This is a genomic window from Duganella sp. GW821-FHT07F09, assembly GCF_059418705.1.
Genome location: NZ_JBWKQJ010000006.1, coordinates 48,688 through 62,415 on the forward strand (window position 1 = coordinate 48,688; position 13,728 = coordinate 62,415).

Sequence of the window (13,728 nt, forward strand, 5' to 3'; positions counted from 1 at the left end):
AGGCGACAGCCCTCCTTTAAGATTCGGGCCTCTGTTGCAGAACACGCAGCGGGAAGCAAAAAGTAGCAAGCAGTTCAGTGCCCACGTGGCGGAATTGGTAGACGCGCATGGTTCAGGTCCATGTGCCGCAAGGTGTGGGGGTTCGAGTCCCTCCGTGGGCACCACTCTACCGGATACGCAAAAAAGCTCCATCAACCGAAAGGTCTGATGGAGCTTTTTTCATTACTGAACGCTAAAACTACAGCGCCGCCTTGACGGCGTCCGCCAGTGAGATGGTCGGGCGGCCGATCAGCTTGCTCAGCGCGTGGCCGCTGTCGTCCAGCGCGCCCTTGGCGGCGGCGGCGTCGGAATCGGCGATCAGGTCGGCCACCGGCGCCGGCAGGCCCACGCCGATCAACATCTCCCGGTACTCCTGCTGCGGCAAGTTATGGAACGGCACCTGCTTGCCGGACTGGCGCGACAATTCCGCCGCCAGGTCCGCCAGCGTGAACGCGGTGTCGCCCGCCAGTTCATACACCTGTTCGACCGGCCCGGCGCCCGACAGCACGGCGGCGGCCGCGTCAGCGTAATCCGCGCGCGCGGCGGCGGCGATGCGCCCTTCCCCCGCCGCGCCGGCCAACGCGCCGTGCGCCAGCGCGCCACCGAGGCCGGCAGTGTAATTCTCCACATACCAGCCGTTGCGCAGCAGGCTGTAGGCCAGGCCGGAGGCGCGGATCAACGCCTCCGTTTCGCGGTGCTCGGCGGCGAGGCCCAGTTGGCTGCTGTCGGCGCGCAGCACGCTGGTGTAGACGAACAGCCCGACCTTGGCGCGGGCGGCGGCGTCGATCACGGCGCGGTGCTGCGGCACGCGCTGCCCCACTTCGCTCGACGAGATCAACAGCACCTTGGTCGCGCCCACGAAGGCGCTGTCCAGCGACGCGGCATCGTTGTAGTCGGCACGACGCACCCGCACGCCCTGCGCGGCCAGATCGGCGGCCTTGGCGACATCACGCACGGCGGCGACGATCTGCGCGGCGGGCGTGGTTTTCAGCAGGCTAGCGATCACCAGACGGCCCAGTTGGCCGGTTGCACCAGTAACAATAATCATGATTTTTTCCTTTAAATTGAGCGCCGCAGCGACGTTCCGCGCGGTTTGGACTATCATAAGGCCTATACTTTCGAATTGTAAGTACGTACAATTTAGTAAGTACACCCTATTCAGAATGGACACCGTCATGACCGAGCCGAAAACCAGCAAATCCCTGCGCGGCAGCCTCGCGGCCCTGAGCGACGGCCAGCGCGCCGAGGTGCTCGCCGCCGATTGCCCTTCACGCGCCGTGCTGGCCCACATCACCAGCCGCTGGGGCGTGCTGGTGCTGGTGGTGCTGCTTGACGGCACCCACCGCTTCAGCCAGTTGCGGCGCGCGATCGGCGGGGTCAGCGAGAAAATGCTGGCGCAGACGCTCGACGCGCTGGCCTACGACGGCCTGGTGCTGCGCGTGGCGCAACAGGTGTTGCCGCCGCACGTGGAATACAGCCTGACCCCGCTGGGGCGCGAGGCGGCCGAACGGCTCGAGGTGCTGGTCGATTGGATCGAGGACAACTTCCCTCAAATCAAACAGGCGCAGGAGGCCGCCACGGTGGCGGCGGCATAAAGCTGGCAGGTCCCGCCCATCTTGTAATACACTAGTTTTCACCTCCGCCTTGCGGAACCGGACCCACTCCCATGATGCCGCCGTTCCCACCCGATCAGCCGCACACGATACTGATTGCCACCAGCTCGGCGTACGATCACGTCACGCTCGGCAAGACGCTGGGCAGGTACGGCTATGACGTGCGCGCCGTCGGCCGCGGCGACGAAGCGCTGCTCGTGGCCGCCGCCGGCGGCATCGCCCTGGCCGTGGTGGACGCGGCACTGGCCGGCAGCGCCGGCCTGGAACTGTGCCAGCGCCTGCGCCAGGTGTGCGATCCCGATTTGCCCATCTACGTGTTGTCCAGCGCGCCCAGCGAGGAGGAAGGCGAGCGCGCGCAGGCGGTCGGCGCCGACGCCTATCTGCCGCTCAGTTTCAACGCCGACGACCTGGCCGAAAAAATTCTGCTGCGCTTGCGGGTCATCGCCCCCGCGCCGATCGCGGCCGAACTGCCGGCCATGTCCACGCTGGAGGTCAACTACCACACCATGCTGTCGGGTTCTCCCGACGCCATCCTGCTGTTGCAGCGCGGCAGCTACCGCATCCTGGACGTCAACCGCCGAACGCGCGAGCTGTTCGGCCTGACGGAAACGGAACTGGTGCAAACGCATTTTCTGTCGCTGTGCCCGCCCGCGCAACCGGACGGACGCCCGTCAACCCAGGTGTTCGAGGCGCATGTCGAGCAGGTCATGGCGGGCGGCGTGCAGGTGTTCGAACTCACCATGCTGCACCGCCCGGGACGCTTGGCGTGTTGCGAGCTGCGCATGGTGCCGCTCAGTTCCGGACCACACCGGCTGATGCACGTGCGGGTGGTCGATGTCACGCGCCGCAAGCTGGCCGACGCGCTGCGCGACGGCAAGAACCGTCTGCTGGAGATGATCGCCCGCGCCGCGCCGCTGCGCGATATCCTCAACGGCCTGATGCTGCTGATCGAATCGCAGTCCGAGGACGTGATGTGCACGGCCATGCTGCTGGCGCCGGACGGCGTCACCGTCCAGGTCGGCGCCGGCCCGAGCATGCCGCCCGACTACCTCGCCTCCCTCGAGGGCTTGCCGATCGGTCCGGTGGCCGGCTCCTGCGGTACCGCCATCCACCGCAAACAAACGGTGGTGGTGGCCGACATCATGAACGATCCGCTATGGGCCGAGTACAAGGCGGTGGCCGCGCAATATGGCCTGCGCGCGTGCTGGTCGGTGCCGATCATGCTCGACAAGGATACCGTGCTCGGTTCGCTCGCGATGTACTACCGCGAGGTGCGCACACCCAGTCCCGAGGATCTCAGCCTGATCGGCGCGGCCACCTACATCGCCGGCATCGCCATCGTCCGCACCCGCCGCGAGGAGGAACTGCTGCGCCACCGCGAGCATCTGGAGGAACTGGTGGCGGCGCGCACGGCCGAGCTGCTGCAGGCCAAGGAAGAGGCCGAGCACATCAACGAGGAACTGACGACCGCGCTCGACAACCTCAGCCTGACGCAGGAGGAACTGGTGCGGCGCGACAAGCTGGCGGCGCTGGGCGCGCTGGTGGCGGGCGTGGCGCACGAGCTCAACACGCCGATCGGCAACAGCCTGGTGATGGCCGCCAGCATGAGCGAGCGCACGGCCGAACTGCGGCGCGACATGGACAGCGGCCTGCGCCGCTCGGCGCTGGAAAGCTATTTGAAGGAGGCCGCCAGCGCCGACGAGGTGGTGGTGCGCAACCTCACCCGCGCGGCGGCGCTGGTGGCCAGCTTCAAGCACATCGCCGCCGACAGCGCCAGTTCGCAGCGGTCCCGCTTCGCGCTGGGCGACCCGATCGCGCAACTGCTGCAACCGCTCGACGCCGAGCTGCGCCGGCACGGCTTGACCTTGGAGGAGGACGTGGACCACATGCTGGAAATGGACAGCTATCCGGGTCCGCTCAGCCAGGCGCTGCACAACCTGATCGAGAACAGCATCGTGCACGGCTTCGACGGCCGCACCTCCGGCACGATCACCCTGTCGGCCCGCGACGGCGGCAACGGCGAGCTCGTCATCGAAGTCGGCGACACCGGCGCCGGCATCCCGGCCGCCAACCTGCCGCGCATCTACGACCCCTTCTTCACCACCCGGCTCGGCTCGGGCGGCTCCGGGCTGGGCCTGTACATCACCCATAACATCGTCACCGGCTTGCTGGGCGGGCGCATCGACGCCAGCAGCGCCGAGGGCGGAGGCGCGCGCTTCACCTTGCGGCTGCCCAAGGTCGCACCGCTATGATGTTATCGACCATGATGCCGGATCGACACGCATCGCCACCGGCGCCGATTTGCTGTACGCTGGGAGCATGACGAATATCAATACGCGCGTCGCCGCCCTGCTGACACTGGCGCTGTGCAGCGGCCAGCTCGGCGCCGGTCCGGCGCCCTGGTGGCAGTACCGCAGCAAAATCGACGGCAAGCTGGCATGTTCGCAAACCCCGCTCGGCGCCGGCTGGGAGAAGGTGGCGGGACCGTACAAAGATAGCCGTTGCGAAAAGTTAGTTCTTGCTAAATAATGGACCCACAACAACACGGGAGAACCCCGGGGCATTACATACCATCATCATAATGAGGAGACTGTATGTTTACGAATCCCGAGCAATTTGCCAACGCCACCAAAGCCCTGTTTGAATTCCAACTTGAAACATTTAACGCACTGACCAGCAAAGCCGTGCAAGGCGTCGAGCAGGTGGTCGCGCTGAACATGGCGACCGCCAAGTCGCAGATGGAGGACGGCCTGGCCACAGGCAAGGAAATGAGCCAGGCGGCCGACCCGAAAGCGGCGATGAGCCTGGCCGCCGCCAAGCTGCAGCCCGGCGTCGCCGGCGCGAACGCCTACAACCAGCAGCTGGGCCTGATCATCGCCGAGATCCGCGAAGAGTTCACCCGCGCCGCCGACGCCCATGTGGCCGAGGCCAAGAGCAATCTGAGCGCGCTGATCTACGACGTCACCAAAAACGTGCGTCCGGGCTCGGAAAACGCGGTGCAGATCGTCAAAACCGCCATCGACAACGCCTTCAACGGCTACGAGCAGGTGACCAAAGCCACCAAGCAGGCGGTACAGTCGGTGGAGGCGCAAATCGCCAAAGCCAGCGAAATGGTGGAAAAAAACACCCCCGCCGCCAAGCAAGCCTGATCGATCCCTCTAATCCGGGGGCATAATCCGGGGTCAGGTCCACCATTTCTACACGAACTGTGCTGTATCGATGCTATAGCGCCGAGCTTGTGTAGAATTGGTGGACCTGACCCCGGAGTTGATTTTGCTGGGCAAGCGGTGCTGAAAGCGATACACTGTATATAAATACAGTTTATCGTTCTCCTCGCTTCCGCTTCCCCTGCAATGATCAAAGTTCTCGACAACGCGTTTTATTACCTGGATAACTTCCATCAGGTGCTGGCGTGGATAGGCGACCGTTACGACGATCTGCTGACCACCGAGGAACGCGACTTCATCACCGCCTTTCCCACGCTGCCGCAGGCGTCGCGCGCGCTGCTGGTGCGCATGGTCATGCGCAAGGGAACGCTATTCCGGGCGAGCAAGCTGGCCTACGCCGAAATCGGTAGCGCGCACGAGGCCGCCCGTCCGCTCACCGCGCTGGGCCTGATCGAGGAAGATCCGCTGCTGGACCTGGAACAGCTGTTCGATTTGCTGCAAAAGCCGGAGATCGGCAAGATCTTCCAGCTGGCGCCGCACGTGCGGCAGTTGCGCAAGAGCGAGCAACTGGAGGCGCTGCGCGAGCAGTACGATGGCCGGCACCGCTTTTCGAACTGGTACGAGAATTCCGGCGACCATGTCTACAGCCATCTGACGCAGCAACTGTGCGACCGCCTGCGCCTTATCTTCTTCGGCAACTATCACCAGGACTGGACCGAGTTCGTGCTGTCCGACCTGGGCATCTACCAGTACGAGAAGGTGGCGTTTTCGCCGGCCGCGCGCGGCTTCCGCAGCCGCCGCGACATCGACGATTTCCTGATGCTGCACCGTTGCCACGAGCGTTTTGTCGATGGCGAGGACCCGGCCGACGTGATCCGCGATCTGCCGCCCTGCTCGGACGATAACGAATGGCTGCGCAGCCGCCGCGACAAGCTGACCTTCACCATCGCCCAGCATGTGGAAAAGCTGGCCGACTGGAAGGCCGCGCACGCGCTCTATGCAAGCTGCCACTATCCGGGCGCCCGCGCGCGCGCCATCCGCGTGCTGGAAAAAGACGAACAGCCGCGCGAAGCTTTTGATTTGCTTCAGGTCGCGCTGCAACAGCCCGAGAGCGAGGCCGAACGCCAGCAACTGCTGCGCATGGCGCCACGCCTGGCGCGCAAGCTGGGCCACGCCAAGCCGCCGCGCACGCCGCTGGCGCAGGCGCTGCGCATCGATCTGAGCCTGCCGCCGCCGCCGGAGCCGAGCTACGTCGAATTCGTCGTGCGCGACCATCTGACGCGCGACGACGCGCCGGTCTACTACGTTGAAAATTCGCTGATCAACTCCCTGTTCGGGCTGCTGTGCTGGGACGCGGTGTTCTGCCCGATACCGGGCGCCTTCTTCCATCCCTACCATCGCGGTCCGGCCGACCTGCACAGCGCCGATTTCCAGCGCCGCCGCGCGCAGCAATTCGCCAACTGCCTGGCGCAGCTCGACGGCGATGAGTACCGCGCCACCATCCTGGCCAACTACGCGGCCAAGACCGGCATCCAGTCGCCTTTCCTGTACTGGGAGGCGCTCGACGAGGACCTGATCGGGCTGGCGCTCGACTGCATCCCGCCGCTGCACCTGAAGCGCGCCTTCGAGCGCATCCTGCTCGACATCAAGGCCAACCGCAGCGGCTTCCCCGACCTGATCCAGTTCTGGCCCTCCGAGCGGCGCTACAACATGATCGAGGTGAAGGGCCCCGGCGACCGCCTGCAGGACAACCAGCTGCGCTGGATCGAATACTGCGCCACGCACCAGATGCCGATCTCGGTCTGCTATCTGCAATGGGCGGCATGAACGGCGCCACCTACACCGTCGCCGTGCGCGCGCTGTGCGAATTCACCGCCAAGACCGGCGACCTGGATCTGCGCTTCACGCCCTCGCCCACGGCGCAGGAAGGCATCGCCGGCCACGCGCTGGTGACCTCGCGCCGCGACGAAGACTACGAAACCGAGATCGCCTTGTCCGGCGACTTCGGCCCGCTGCATGTGCGCGGCCGCGCCGACGGCTACGATCGCCGCGCCAACCGGCTGGAGGAAATCAAGACCTATCGCGGCGACTTGAAGAAGATGCCCGACAACCAGCGCCAGCTCCATTGGGCGCAGGTCAGGATCTATGGTCATCTGATGTGCGAAAACCAGGGCCTCGACAAGGTGCATCTGGCGCTGGTCTACTTCGACATCGGCAGCCAGAAGGAAACCGTGCTGCACGAGGAGCATGCGGCGCTTGGCTTGCGCGCCTACTTCGAAAAGCAGTGCGGCCTGTTCCTGCGATGGGCGGAGAAGGAAATGGCGCACCGCCAGGCCCGCGACACACAGCTCAAGGCGATGCGGTTTCCGCACGCGGATTTCCGTCCCGGCCAGCGGCAACTGGCCGAGGCGATGTACAAGGCCAGCAACCGGGGCGTGTGCCTGCTGGCGCAGGCGCCGACCGGCATCGGCAAGACCGTCGGCAGCCTGTTCCCGATGCTGAAGGCCAGCGCCGAACATGGCGTCGACAAGGTGTTTTTCCTGGCCGCGAAGACCTCGGGCCGGCAAATGGCGCTGGACGCCGTCGACATCATCCGCGAAGGCGCGCCGCTGCTGCCTTTGCGCACCCTGGAGCTGGCGGCCAAGTCCACCGCCTGCGTCAACCCGGACAAGGCCTGCCACGGCGAATCGTGCCCGCTGGCCAAGGGCTTCTACGACCGCCTGCCGGCCGCGCGCCAGTCGGCGCTGGACATCATGCTGCCGCCTTCACCGAGGGATGGCGAAGCGGCGAAGGCGTCCTTCCTTGCGCTGGACCGCGAAACCTTGCGCGCGGTCGCGCTGGCGCACGACGTTTGCCCGTATTACCTGAGCAGCGAAATGGCGCGCTGGTGCGACATCGTCATCGGCGACTACAACTACTACTTCGACATCAGCGCCATGCTGCACAGCCTCACCTTGCTCAACGACTGGAAGGTCAACGTGCTGGTGGACGAGGCGCACAACATGGTCTCCCGCGCGCGCAAGATGTATTCCGCGGAGATGGAGCACGCCAGCCTGCGCATGCTGCGCAAGGTGGCGCCGGAGGAATTGAAAAAGCCGCTGGACCGCGTGCACCGGCAATGGAACCAGCTGGAAAAGGACCAGACGGCCGAATACCAGTGCTACGCGACGTTGCCCGAGAAGTTCATGGGCGCGCTGCAGACGGCGGCCACCGCGATCTCCGACTACATGGCCGACCACCCGAGCTATGTCGACGCCGACCTGCAGGAATTCTACTTCGGCGCCCTGCTGTTCGCGCGGCTGGCCGAGAGCTTCGGCGACCACGCGCTGTTCGACATCGAAAAAAACGAAGGCGCGCGCGCCAGCCATTCCAACTCGGTGCTCTGCATTCGCAACATCGTGCCGGCGCCCTTCCTCAAGCCGCGCTTCGAGAGCACGCACACCACCGCGCTGTTCTCGGCCACGCTCAGCCCCTGGAACTACTTCGGCGACATGCTCGGCATGCCCGACACCACGGCCTGGGTCGATGTCGAATCGCCGTTCGTGGCGGAGCAGCTGTCGGTGCAGGTGGCCGCGCACATCTCCACGCGCTATCAGCACCGCCAGCAATCGCTGCGTCCCATCGCCGCCCTGATGGGACGCCAGTACCAGCGCCAGCGCGGCAATTACCTGGCCTTCTTCAGCAGCTTCGACTACATGGAAAAGGCGGCCAACCAGTTCGCCGAAGCCTATCCGGACGTGCCGGTGTGGCGCCAGTCGCGCCGCATGGACGAAGCCGAGCGCGCGCAGTTCCTGGCCCGCTTCACGCTGGAGAGCGAAGGCATCGGCTTCGCGGTGCTGGGCGGCTCTTTCGGCGAAGGCGTCGACCTGCCCGGCGCGCGCCTGATCGGCGCCTTCGTCGCCACCCTGGGACTACCGCAGATCAATCCCGTCAACGAGCAAATCCGCCTGCGCATGGACGCCATCTTCGGCGCCGGCTACGACTACACCTACACCTATCCCGGCCTGCAAAAAGTGGTGCAGGCGGCGGGCCGCGTGATCCGCACCCAGTCCGACCAGGGCACCGTCTACCTGATCGACGACCGCTTCGGCCGTCCGGAGATCCAGCAGTTGATGCCGGCCTGGTGGCGGATTGAATCCGCGCTCCCAACTCCATAGACGCACACTATTGGCAACGTTTGCACAATGGGAAAATTAAATAAAATAATGATAATTATTTAGTAGTATGATAATTGGCTGAGCCCACAAGGCTTTTGTTTATAACTGACAACAGGTGTATACCAATGCCGAAGACGATTTGCTTCATGCTGTGTGCGCTATTGCTGATCAGCTCACCATCATTCGCCGCCGTGATCATTGTCGCCAACGATGATATCGCCACCGGCCCGTCGCCTGTCTGGAATGCCAGCATCGATCCTCAAGCCTACTTGTCCAAGTACGACTACAGCGCCGGCAACGTCATCGCCACCGGCAACGACACGCTGCTGGTGCTGCCCGTGTCGTCCGTGCCGGAGCCGTCGGCGGTGCTGACGGTCATGCTCGGCCTGAGCATGCTGGGCATCGCGGCGCGCAAACAGAGCAAACCGTTTTAACAGCGCTTACTGGATCACATCCCTGATTTTCTGATAGCCGCTGCGGCTCACCGGCAGCTTGACGCCATCGCGCAGGATCGCCACGTGACTGTCCTTGGTGGCCTGTTCGATGCGCTCCACGCAGGCGATATTGACGATGTACGAGCGATGGATGCGCAGGAATTGTTCGCCGTCGAGCTGCCCTTCCAGTTCCGTCAGGCGCTGGTTCTTCAGGTAGGATTTGCCCTCCGCCCGGATCTGCACATAATCGTCCTGCGCCTCGATATAGTCGATCTTGTCGCTGCTGATGACATGCACCTTGGCGCCGTCGCGTATCAGCACGCGGCCCAGCGGCTTGTTGCGGCCGGCCGCTTCGCGCACCAGGCTCTCCACCACGGGATCGGCCGCGTCGTCGCCCTTGCCCACGTTGGCGCGCGCATGCGCCAGCGCCTGGTCGAAGCGCTGCTGGCTGAAAGGTTTGAGCAGATAATCGAGCGCGTGGAACTCGAACGCCTTGATCGCATACTGGTCGAAGGCGGTGGCGAAGATGTAGCGCGTCTTGGCGCCCGCCAGTTCGGCCACTTCGAACCCGTCCAGCTTGGGCATCTGGATATCGAGGATCACCAGGTCGGGCGACAGGTCGGCGATCGCCTTGACGGCCTCGAAGCCGTTGGCGCATTCGGCCACGATCTCCGCGTCCGCATGCTCGGACAGGTATTCGCGCACCACCGCGCGCGCCAGCATTTCATCGTCGACGATTACGATACGCATGCTTTGGTCTCCACCATTACTCTCCATCCTCTGTCGTTTGCGCCGGCATCGCGATCTCCACGCCGAAGCCGGTCTCGTTGAAGCCCCAATGGATGCTGGCTTCGTGTTTGTACGCGCCCGCCAGGCGCTGGCGCACATTCGTCAGGCCGATGCCGCTGCCTTTGCCGGACGCCTGCGGCGGCGTATCGGCGTCGACCGGATTGTCGACGCGGATATACAGCACCGATCCGGCGCGCCGCGCGCCCACCCTGACCGTTCCGCCTTCCGGCATATTGCAGATGCCGTGCTTGACGGCGTTTTCCACCAGCGGCTGGATGATCATCGGCGGCACCAGGCATGCCAGCGCGGCGTCCTCCAGCGACTCCTCCACCAGCAGCCGCTGGCCGAAGCGCACCTGTTCGATCCCCAGGAAGTGCCGTATCAGCACCATCTCCTCGCCCAGCGTGACCTTCTTGTGCGCCTCCATGCCCAGGCTTTGACGGAAGAAGCTCGCCAGTTCAAGCGTCATGCGGCGCGCCGCCTTGGGGTCCTGCGAGGTCAGCGCGCTGATCGAATTGAGGCTGTTGAACAGGAAGTGGGGATCGATCTGCGTGCGCAGCATGCGCAGCTCGGCCTCCTGCGCCATCAGCAGCGATTCGAACTCGCGCTGCTCGGCCTGTTTGGCGCGCAGGAATTCGATCACCATGTAATGCAGCGCCGCCGCGAAGCCATACAGCAGAATACCCAGTCCGACGATCAGCGCCGACAGCTGCCGGGTGATGACGATGCCCGCCCAGTCGGCGCCCGGCAACCTGGTCACGCCGTTCCACATATGCCCCAGCAGCAGCCACAGTATTCCGCAGACCACCGCCGCCGCCATCAACACCAGCGCGATCGACAGCGGGCGCCGGCTGCCCAGCGGGTAGGCGCGGCACAGATAGTAGGCCGAGTAGCCGGCCGCGAATGCGTACACCAGGTTGATCGGAATGGCGAACAGCATGGCGTTGGCCATCGGCGTGTCGCCCAACAGCGCGATCACACCGCCTAGCGCCACGCCGATGAACAGCCACACGACCATGTAAATGGCCGCGCCACGCCGGCCGGGGGAGTTCTCCTGCATGCTCGGCTACTTCTTAATTACGCACTTCCAGCCCACCCATGATGGCGTAGCCGCGCACGTACAGTACTTTGCCCGGCGTGGCGGGGGGCGCGGTCTTTTCCTCGAAGCCGCCCATGATCGGCGTGCCCTGCAAGACCACCGTCCAGTCGACCGGCACCTTGATGGTGACGCCGCCGAACAGCGAGAACACGTTGAGCACCGCCTCGCCGTTGATCGAGCTTTGACGCAGATCGAGATCGCAGCCGCCCATCAGCGCGGTGATTTCGCCCCCGCGGAAATCGGCGGTGATGATGCGGCGCTTGAAGGCGCCCATAAACGAGGTGATGTCGACTTCCATTTGATCGAACTCGTTGTCCATCTTGGCGCTTGGTTGCTTGAAGGCGGATCGTCCGGAGCTCGATTTAAACACCACCGCGATGCCGAACACGATCAGCATCACGGGCCACAGCGATTGCCAGCTGATGTCGAGGATGCCGAAGCGGCGCAGGAAGATCAGGCAGCCGGCGGCGATCAACCCTCCGCCGATCAACTTGCCGGACGAGGTACGGGTTTGCATCAATTTGAGCGCACCGAAGAAAATCAGCGCGAGCGGCAGCAGGTGGCGTCGGAAATCGAGGTCGATCCAGCCCAGGTTATCAACCAGGAAAAGCAAGCCGATGACGATGACCGCGATACCGATGGCCATCTGCGATTTTGCATCTGTTTTGGCGAAGGAGCTCATTTTTGCTCCTTGGCGGCGGCGAAGATGTTATCGAGCAGTGGACGCAGCAGCAAGCCTATGCCGAAGGCGATGATCACCGCCGGCCACGTGTCCTCGAAGCCCCAGCCCCAGATGCGGTTGAAAGAGACGTACCACCAGCCGGCCGTGAACAGGCATCCCAGGCCGCCAAGGATGTACTTCGGCGAGGTCGGTGGAATGAGTTGGGTGATGCCGCTGATGACCGCCAGCCATGGCCAGTAGCGCCACAAACGTGTGATGTCGAATTCTACCTCGATGTAGCCGGCGCGATCGAGCAGGAAGGTGCAGCCGACGGCGATCATGATCAGCCCCCAAACCAGCTGTTTGCGCCATTGATAAGCTATTTCTGCGTTCATGTGGGTTCCCCAAGTCGGTATGGATAGAACAATACCGGGGAACGGAAGGCGGGGGAACCGCTATTCGGCGAATAGCGGAAAAGAGCCGGTGAATGGCGAAAGGCGGGTCGTTCAGGTTCAGGAGCGGCCGCCGTTGCCAAGCTTGGGCTCGAACATCAACATGCCCCAGCCCAGCTGGCGGCGGATTTCCTCGGGCTTGGGCGGCGGTTTGACGTCGCGCGCGCGGCGCTCCAGGTAGGCCCGGACCAGATGCTTGGATGGATGAGTAGTCTGCGACATGATGTTCTCCCAGTCAGCAACCCTGTTGTTGGTGCCGGTACTTGAGGCTACCGGCTTACCTGCTGCCGAGCTTTCATCTGACGATGCGCTCCAAGCACGCAAGGCCAGTGTACGTCGCTACGCTATCAATATCTGTACGGCGCCACACACTCGCAACCATCACGGCCTACCTCACGGCTGACGTCACAGCCGACCTCACAGCTTACGCTGCAGGAACTCGAGGAAACAGCTGATGCGCTGCGCCAGCTGGGTGTTGCGGTAATAGACCGCGTGGATCTGCTGCCGGTAGCCGGTGTAGCTGTCCTCGAGCACCTTGACCAGGCGGCCGGCGTCGAGATCGGCGCGCGTCATGAAGTCGGCCAGGCAGACGATTCCCTGCCCGGCCAGCGCCAGCTGGCGCAAGGTTTCGCCGCTGGAGGCCGAGATCGACGGCGCGATCTGCAGGCTGTTGCCGGTGGCGTGGCGCAGCGGCCAGCTGTTGCCCTGCTCGTACTGCGCGAAGCCGACCAGCGAATGGGCGGCCAGGTCCTCCGGCTTTTGCGGCGTGCCGTGGCGGGCCAGATAGTCGGGACTGGCCATGACGTGCAGCGGACTCGAACTGAGCGCGCGCGCGTGCAGCGTGGAATCGGCCAGCGCGCCGATGCGGATGGCGACGTCGGTGCGGTGCTCGATCAAATCGGTGATCTGGTCGTTGCTGCTCAATTCGAGCTTGATGTCCGGGTACAGCGCGCGGAACTCCGCCATGTGCGGCACCACGCAATGGAGCATGAACGGCGACGCCGCGTCCACGCACAAACGGCCGGCCGGCTTCTGGCGGCGGATGCGGATGGTTTCCTCGGCCTCCTCCATCGCGCCCAGGATCGCCCGCGCGCGTTCGAGGAACAGGTGGCCCTCCTCGGTCAGCTCCATGCGGCGCGTGGTGCGCGTCAGCAGCGACGTGGCCAGCTTGTCCTCGAGCCGCGACAGCGCGCGGCTCACGCCGGAGGTGGTCTGGCCCAGATGGACCGACGCCGCGCTCAGCGTGCCGCTGTCGATCACAGTGATAAAAGTTTTCAGATCGTCGGAATTGATATCCACGTTTTCAGCTCAAAAAAT

At 64.3% G+C, this 13,728-nt stretch carries 14 protein-coding genes and 1 tRNA gene; 8 read left to right on the top strand and 7 right to left on the bottom strand.

Going from position 1 to position 13,728, the window contains the following annotated elements; translation table 11 throughout:
- Nucleotides 1-79: 79 nt before the first annotated feature.
- Nucleotides 80-164: transfer RNA gene (locus tag AC07P1_RS16820), tRNA-Leu, on the top strand.
- Nucleotides 165-238: 74 nt separating this feature from the next.
- Here AC07P1_RS16820 and AC07P1_RS16825 read toward each other — a convergent pair.
- Complete coding sequence (locus tag AC07P1_RS16825) at nt 239-1,087, bottom strand: NmrA family NAD(P)-binding protein (protein ID WP_494696900.1); 849 nt, start codon at nt 1,085-1,087, stop codon at nt 239-241.
- Nucleotides 1,088-1,214: 127 nt separating this feature from the next.
- On the opposite strand from AC07P1_RS16825, the gene AC07P1_RS16830 reads away from it, so the two are divergent.
- The 7 genes from AC07P1_RS16830 to AC07P1_RS16860 all read left to right on the top strand — a co-directional run bounded on the left by AC07P1_RS16830 (nt 1,215) and on the right by AC07P1_RS16860 (nt 9,410).
- Nucleotides 1,215-1,634, top strand: coding sequence for a winged helix-turn-helix transcriptional regulator (locus tag AC07P1_RS16830; RefSeq protein WP_494696901.1), 420 nt, complete (start codon nt 1,215-1,217; stop codon nt 1,632-1,634).
- A 71-nt stretch (nt 1,635-1,705) separates the two neighbouring features.
- A complete protein-coding gene (locus tag AC07P1_RS16835) occupies nt 1,706-3,904 on the top strand; it encodes an ATP-binding protein (protein ID WP_494696902.1) in 2,199 nt (732 codons plus the stop codon).
- Between the two features lie 67 nt (nt 3,905-3,971).
- A complete protein-coding gene (locus AC07P1_RS16840; protein WP_494696903.1) occupies nt 3,972-4,181 on the top strand; it encodes a hypothetical protein in 210 nt (69 codons plus the stop codon).
- A 65-nt stretch (nt 4,182-4,246) separates the two neighbouring features.
- On the top strand, nt 4,247-4,801 hold the full coding sequence (locus AC07P1_RS16845; RefSeq protein ID WP_494696904.1) for a phasin family protein: 555 nt from the start codon (nt 4,247-4,249) through the stop codon (nt 4,799-4,801).
- A gap of 204 nt (nt 4,802-5,005) precedes the next feature.
- Complete coding sequence (locus AC07P1_RS16850) at nt 5,006-6,646, top strand: VRR-NUC domain-containing protein (RefSeq protein WP_494696905.1); 1,641 nt, start codon at nt 5,006-5,008, stop codon at nt 6,644-6,646.
- A complete protein-coding gene (locus tag AC07P1_RS16855) occupies nt 6,634-8,976 on the top strand; it encodes an ATP-dependent DNA helicase (RefSeq protein WP_494696906.1) in 2,343 nt (780 codons plus the stop codon). Before AC07P1_RS16850 ends, AC07P1_RS16855 begins: the two co-directional genes overlap by 13 nt.
- A gap of 125 nt (nt 8,977-9,101) precedes the next feature.
- Nucleotides 9,102-9,410 (top strand): PEP-CTERM sorting domain-containing protein, encoded by a 309-nt coding sequence (locus tag AC07P1_RS16860; protein WP_494696907.1) that lies wholly within the window; start codon nt 9,102-9,104, stop codon nt 9,408-9,410.
- Between the two features lie 6 nt (nt 9,411-9,416).
- Here AC07P1_RS16860 and AC07P1_RS16865 read toward each other — a convergent pair whose 3' ends face one another.
- From AC07P1_RS16865 to AC07P1_RS16890, 6 genes are all read right to left on the bottom strand, one after another.
- Nucleotides 9,417-10,160 (bottom strand): LytR/AlgR family response regulator transcription factor, encoded by a 744-nt coding sequence (locus tag AC07P1_RS16865; protein WP_494696908.1) that lies wholly within the window; start codon nt 10,158-10,160, stop codon nt 9,417-9,419.
- Nucleotides 10,161-10,176: 16 nt separating this feature from the next.
- The gene (locus AC07P1_RS16870) at nt 10,177-11,259 is read right to left on the bottom strand and encodes a sensor histidine kinase (RefSeq protein ID WP_494696909.1); all 1,083 of its coding nucleotides are present in this window, start codon (nt 11,257-11,259) and stop codon (nt 10,177-10,179) included.
- A gap of 13 nt (nt 11,260-11,272) precedes the next feature.
- Entirely contained in the window at nt 11,273-11,980 is a 708-nt protein-coding gene (locus AC07P1_RS16875; RefSeq protein WP_494696910.1) for a LiaI-LiaF-like domain-containing protein, read from the bottom strand.
- Nucleotides 11,977-12,354 (bottom strand): LiaI-LiaF-like domain-containing protein, encoded by a 378-nt coding sequence (locus AC07P1_RS16880; protein ID WP_494696911.1) that lies wholly within the window; start codon nt 12,352-12,354, stop codon nt 11,977-11,979. Before AC07P1_RS16880 ends, AC07P1_RS16875 begins: the two co-directional genes overlap by 4 nt.
- 117 nt (nt 12,355-12,471) lie before the next feature.
- Complete coding sequence (locus tag AC07P1_RS16885) at nt 12,472-12,633, bottom strand: hypothetical protein (RefSeq protein ID WP_494696912.1); 162 nt, start codon at nt 12,631-12,633, stop codon at nt 12,472-12,474.
- Between the two features lie 195 nt (nt 12,634-12,828).
- Entirely contained in the window at nt 12,829-13,710 is an 882-nt protein-coding gene (locus AC07P1_RS16890) for a LysR substrate-binding domain-containing protein (protein WP_494696913.1), read from the bottom strand.
- Nucleotides 13,711-13,728 lie beyond the last annotated feature (18 nt).

What these genes read in the sequence shown, in the direction of transcription:
- AC07P1_RS16825 (WP_494696900.1), bottom strand. Translation starts at nt 1,087, where the DNA reads ATGATTATTGTTACTGGTGCAACCGGCCAACTGGGCCGTCTGGTGATC.
- AC07P1_RS16830 (WP_494696901.1), top strand. Translation starts at nt 1,215, where the DNA reads ATGACCGAGCCGAAAACCAGCAAATCCCTGCGCGGCAGCCTCGCGGCC.
- AC07P1_RS16835 (WP_494696902.1), top strand. Translation starts at nt 1,706, where the DNA reads ATGATGCCGCCGTTCCCACCCGATCAGCCGCACACGATACTGATTGCC.
- AC07P1_RS16840 (WP_494696903.1), top strand. Translation starts at nt 3,972, where the DNA reads ATGACGAATATCAATACGCGCGTCGCCGCCCTGCTGACACTGGCGCTG.
- AC07P1_RS16845 (WP_494696904.1), top strand. Translation starts at nt 4,247, where the DNA reads ATGTTTACGAATCCCGAGCAATTTGCCAACGCCACCAAAGCCCTGTTT.
- AC07P1_RS16850 (WP_494696905.1), top strand. Translation starts at nt 5,006, where the DNA reads ATGATCAAAGTTCTCGACAACGCGTTTTATTACCTGGATAACTTCCAT.
- AC07P1_RS16855 (WP_494696906.1), top strand. Translation starts at nt 6,634, where the DNA reads ATGGGCGGCATGAACGGCGCCACCTACACCGTCGCCGTGCGCGCGCTG.
- AC07P1_RS16860 (WP_494696907.1), top strand. Translation starts at nt 9,102, where the DNA reads ATGCCGAAGACGATTTGCTTCATGCTGTGTGCGCTATTGCTGATCAGC.
- AC07P1_RS16865 (WP_494696908.1), bottom strand. Translation starts at nt 10,160, where the DNA reads ATGCGTATCGTAATCGTCGACGATGAAATGCTGGCGCGCGCGGTGGTG.
- AC07P1_RS16870 (WP_494696909.1), bottom strand. Translation starts at nt 11,259, where the DNA reads ATGCAGGAGAACTCCCCCGGCCGGCGTGGCGCGGCCATTTACATGGTC.
- AC07P1_RS16875 (WP_494696910.1), bottom strand. Translation starts at nt 11,980, where the DNA reads ATGAGCTCCTTCGCCAAAACAGATGCAAAATCGCAGATGGCCATCGGT.
- AC07P1_RS16880 (WP_494696911.1), bottom strand. Translation starts at nt 12,354, where the DNA reads ATGAACGCAGAAATAGCTTATCAATGGCGCAAACAGCTGGTTTGGGGG.
- AC07P1_RS16885 (WP_494696912.1), bottom strand. Translation starts at nt 12,633, where the DNA reads ATGTCGCAGACTACTCATCCATCCAAGCATCTGGTCCGGGCCTACCTG.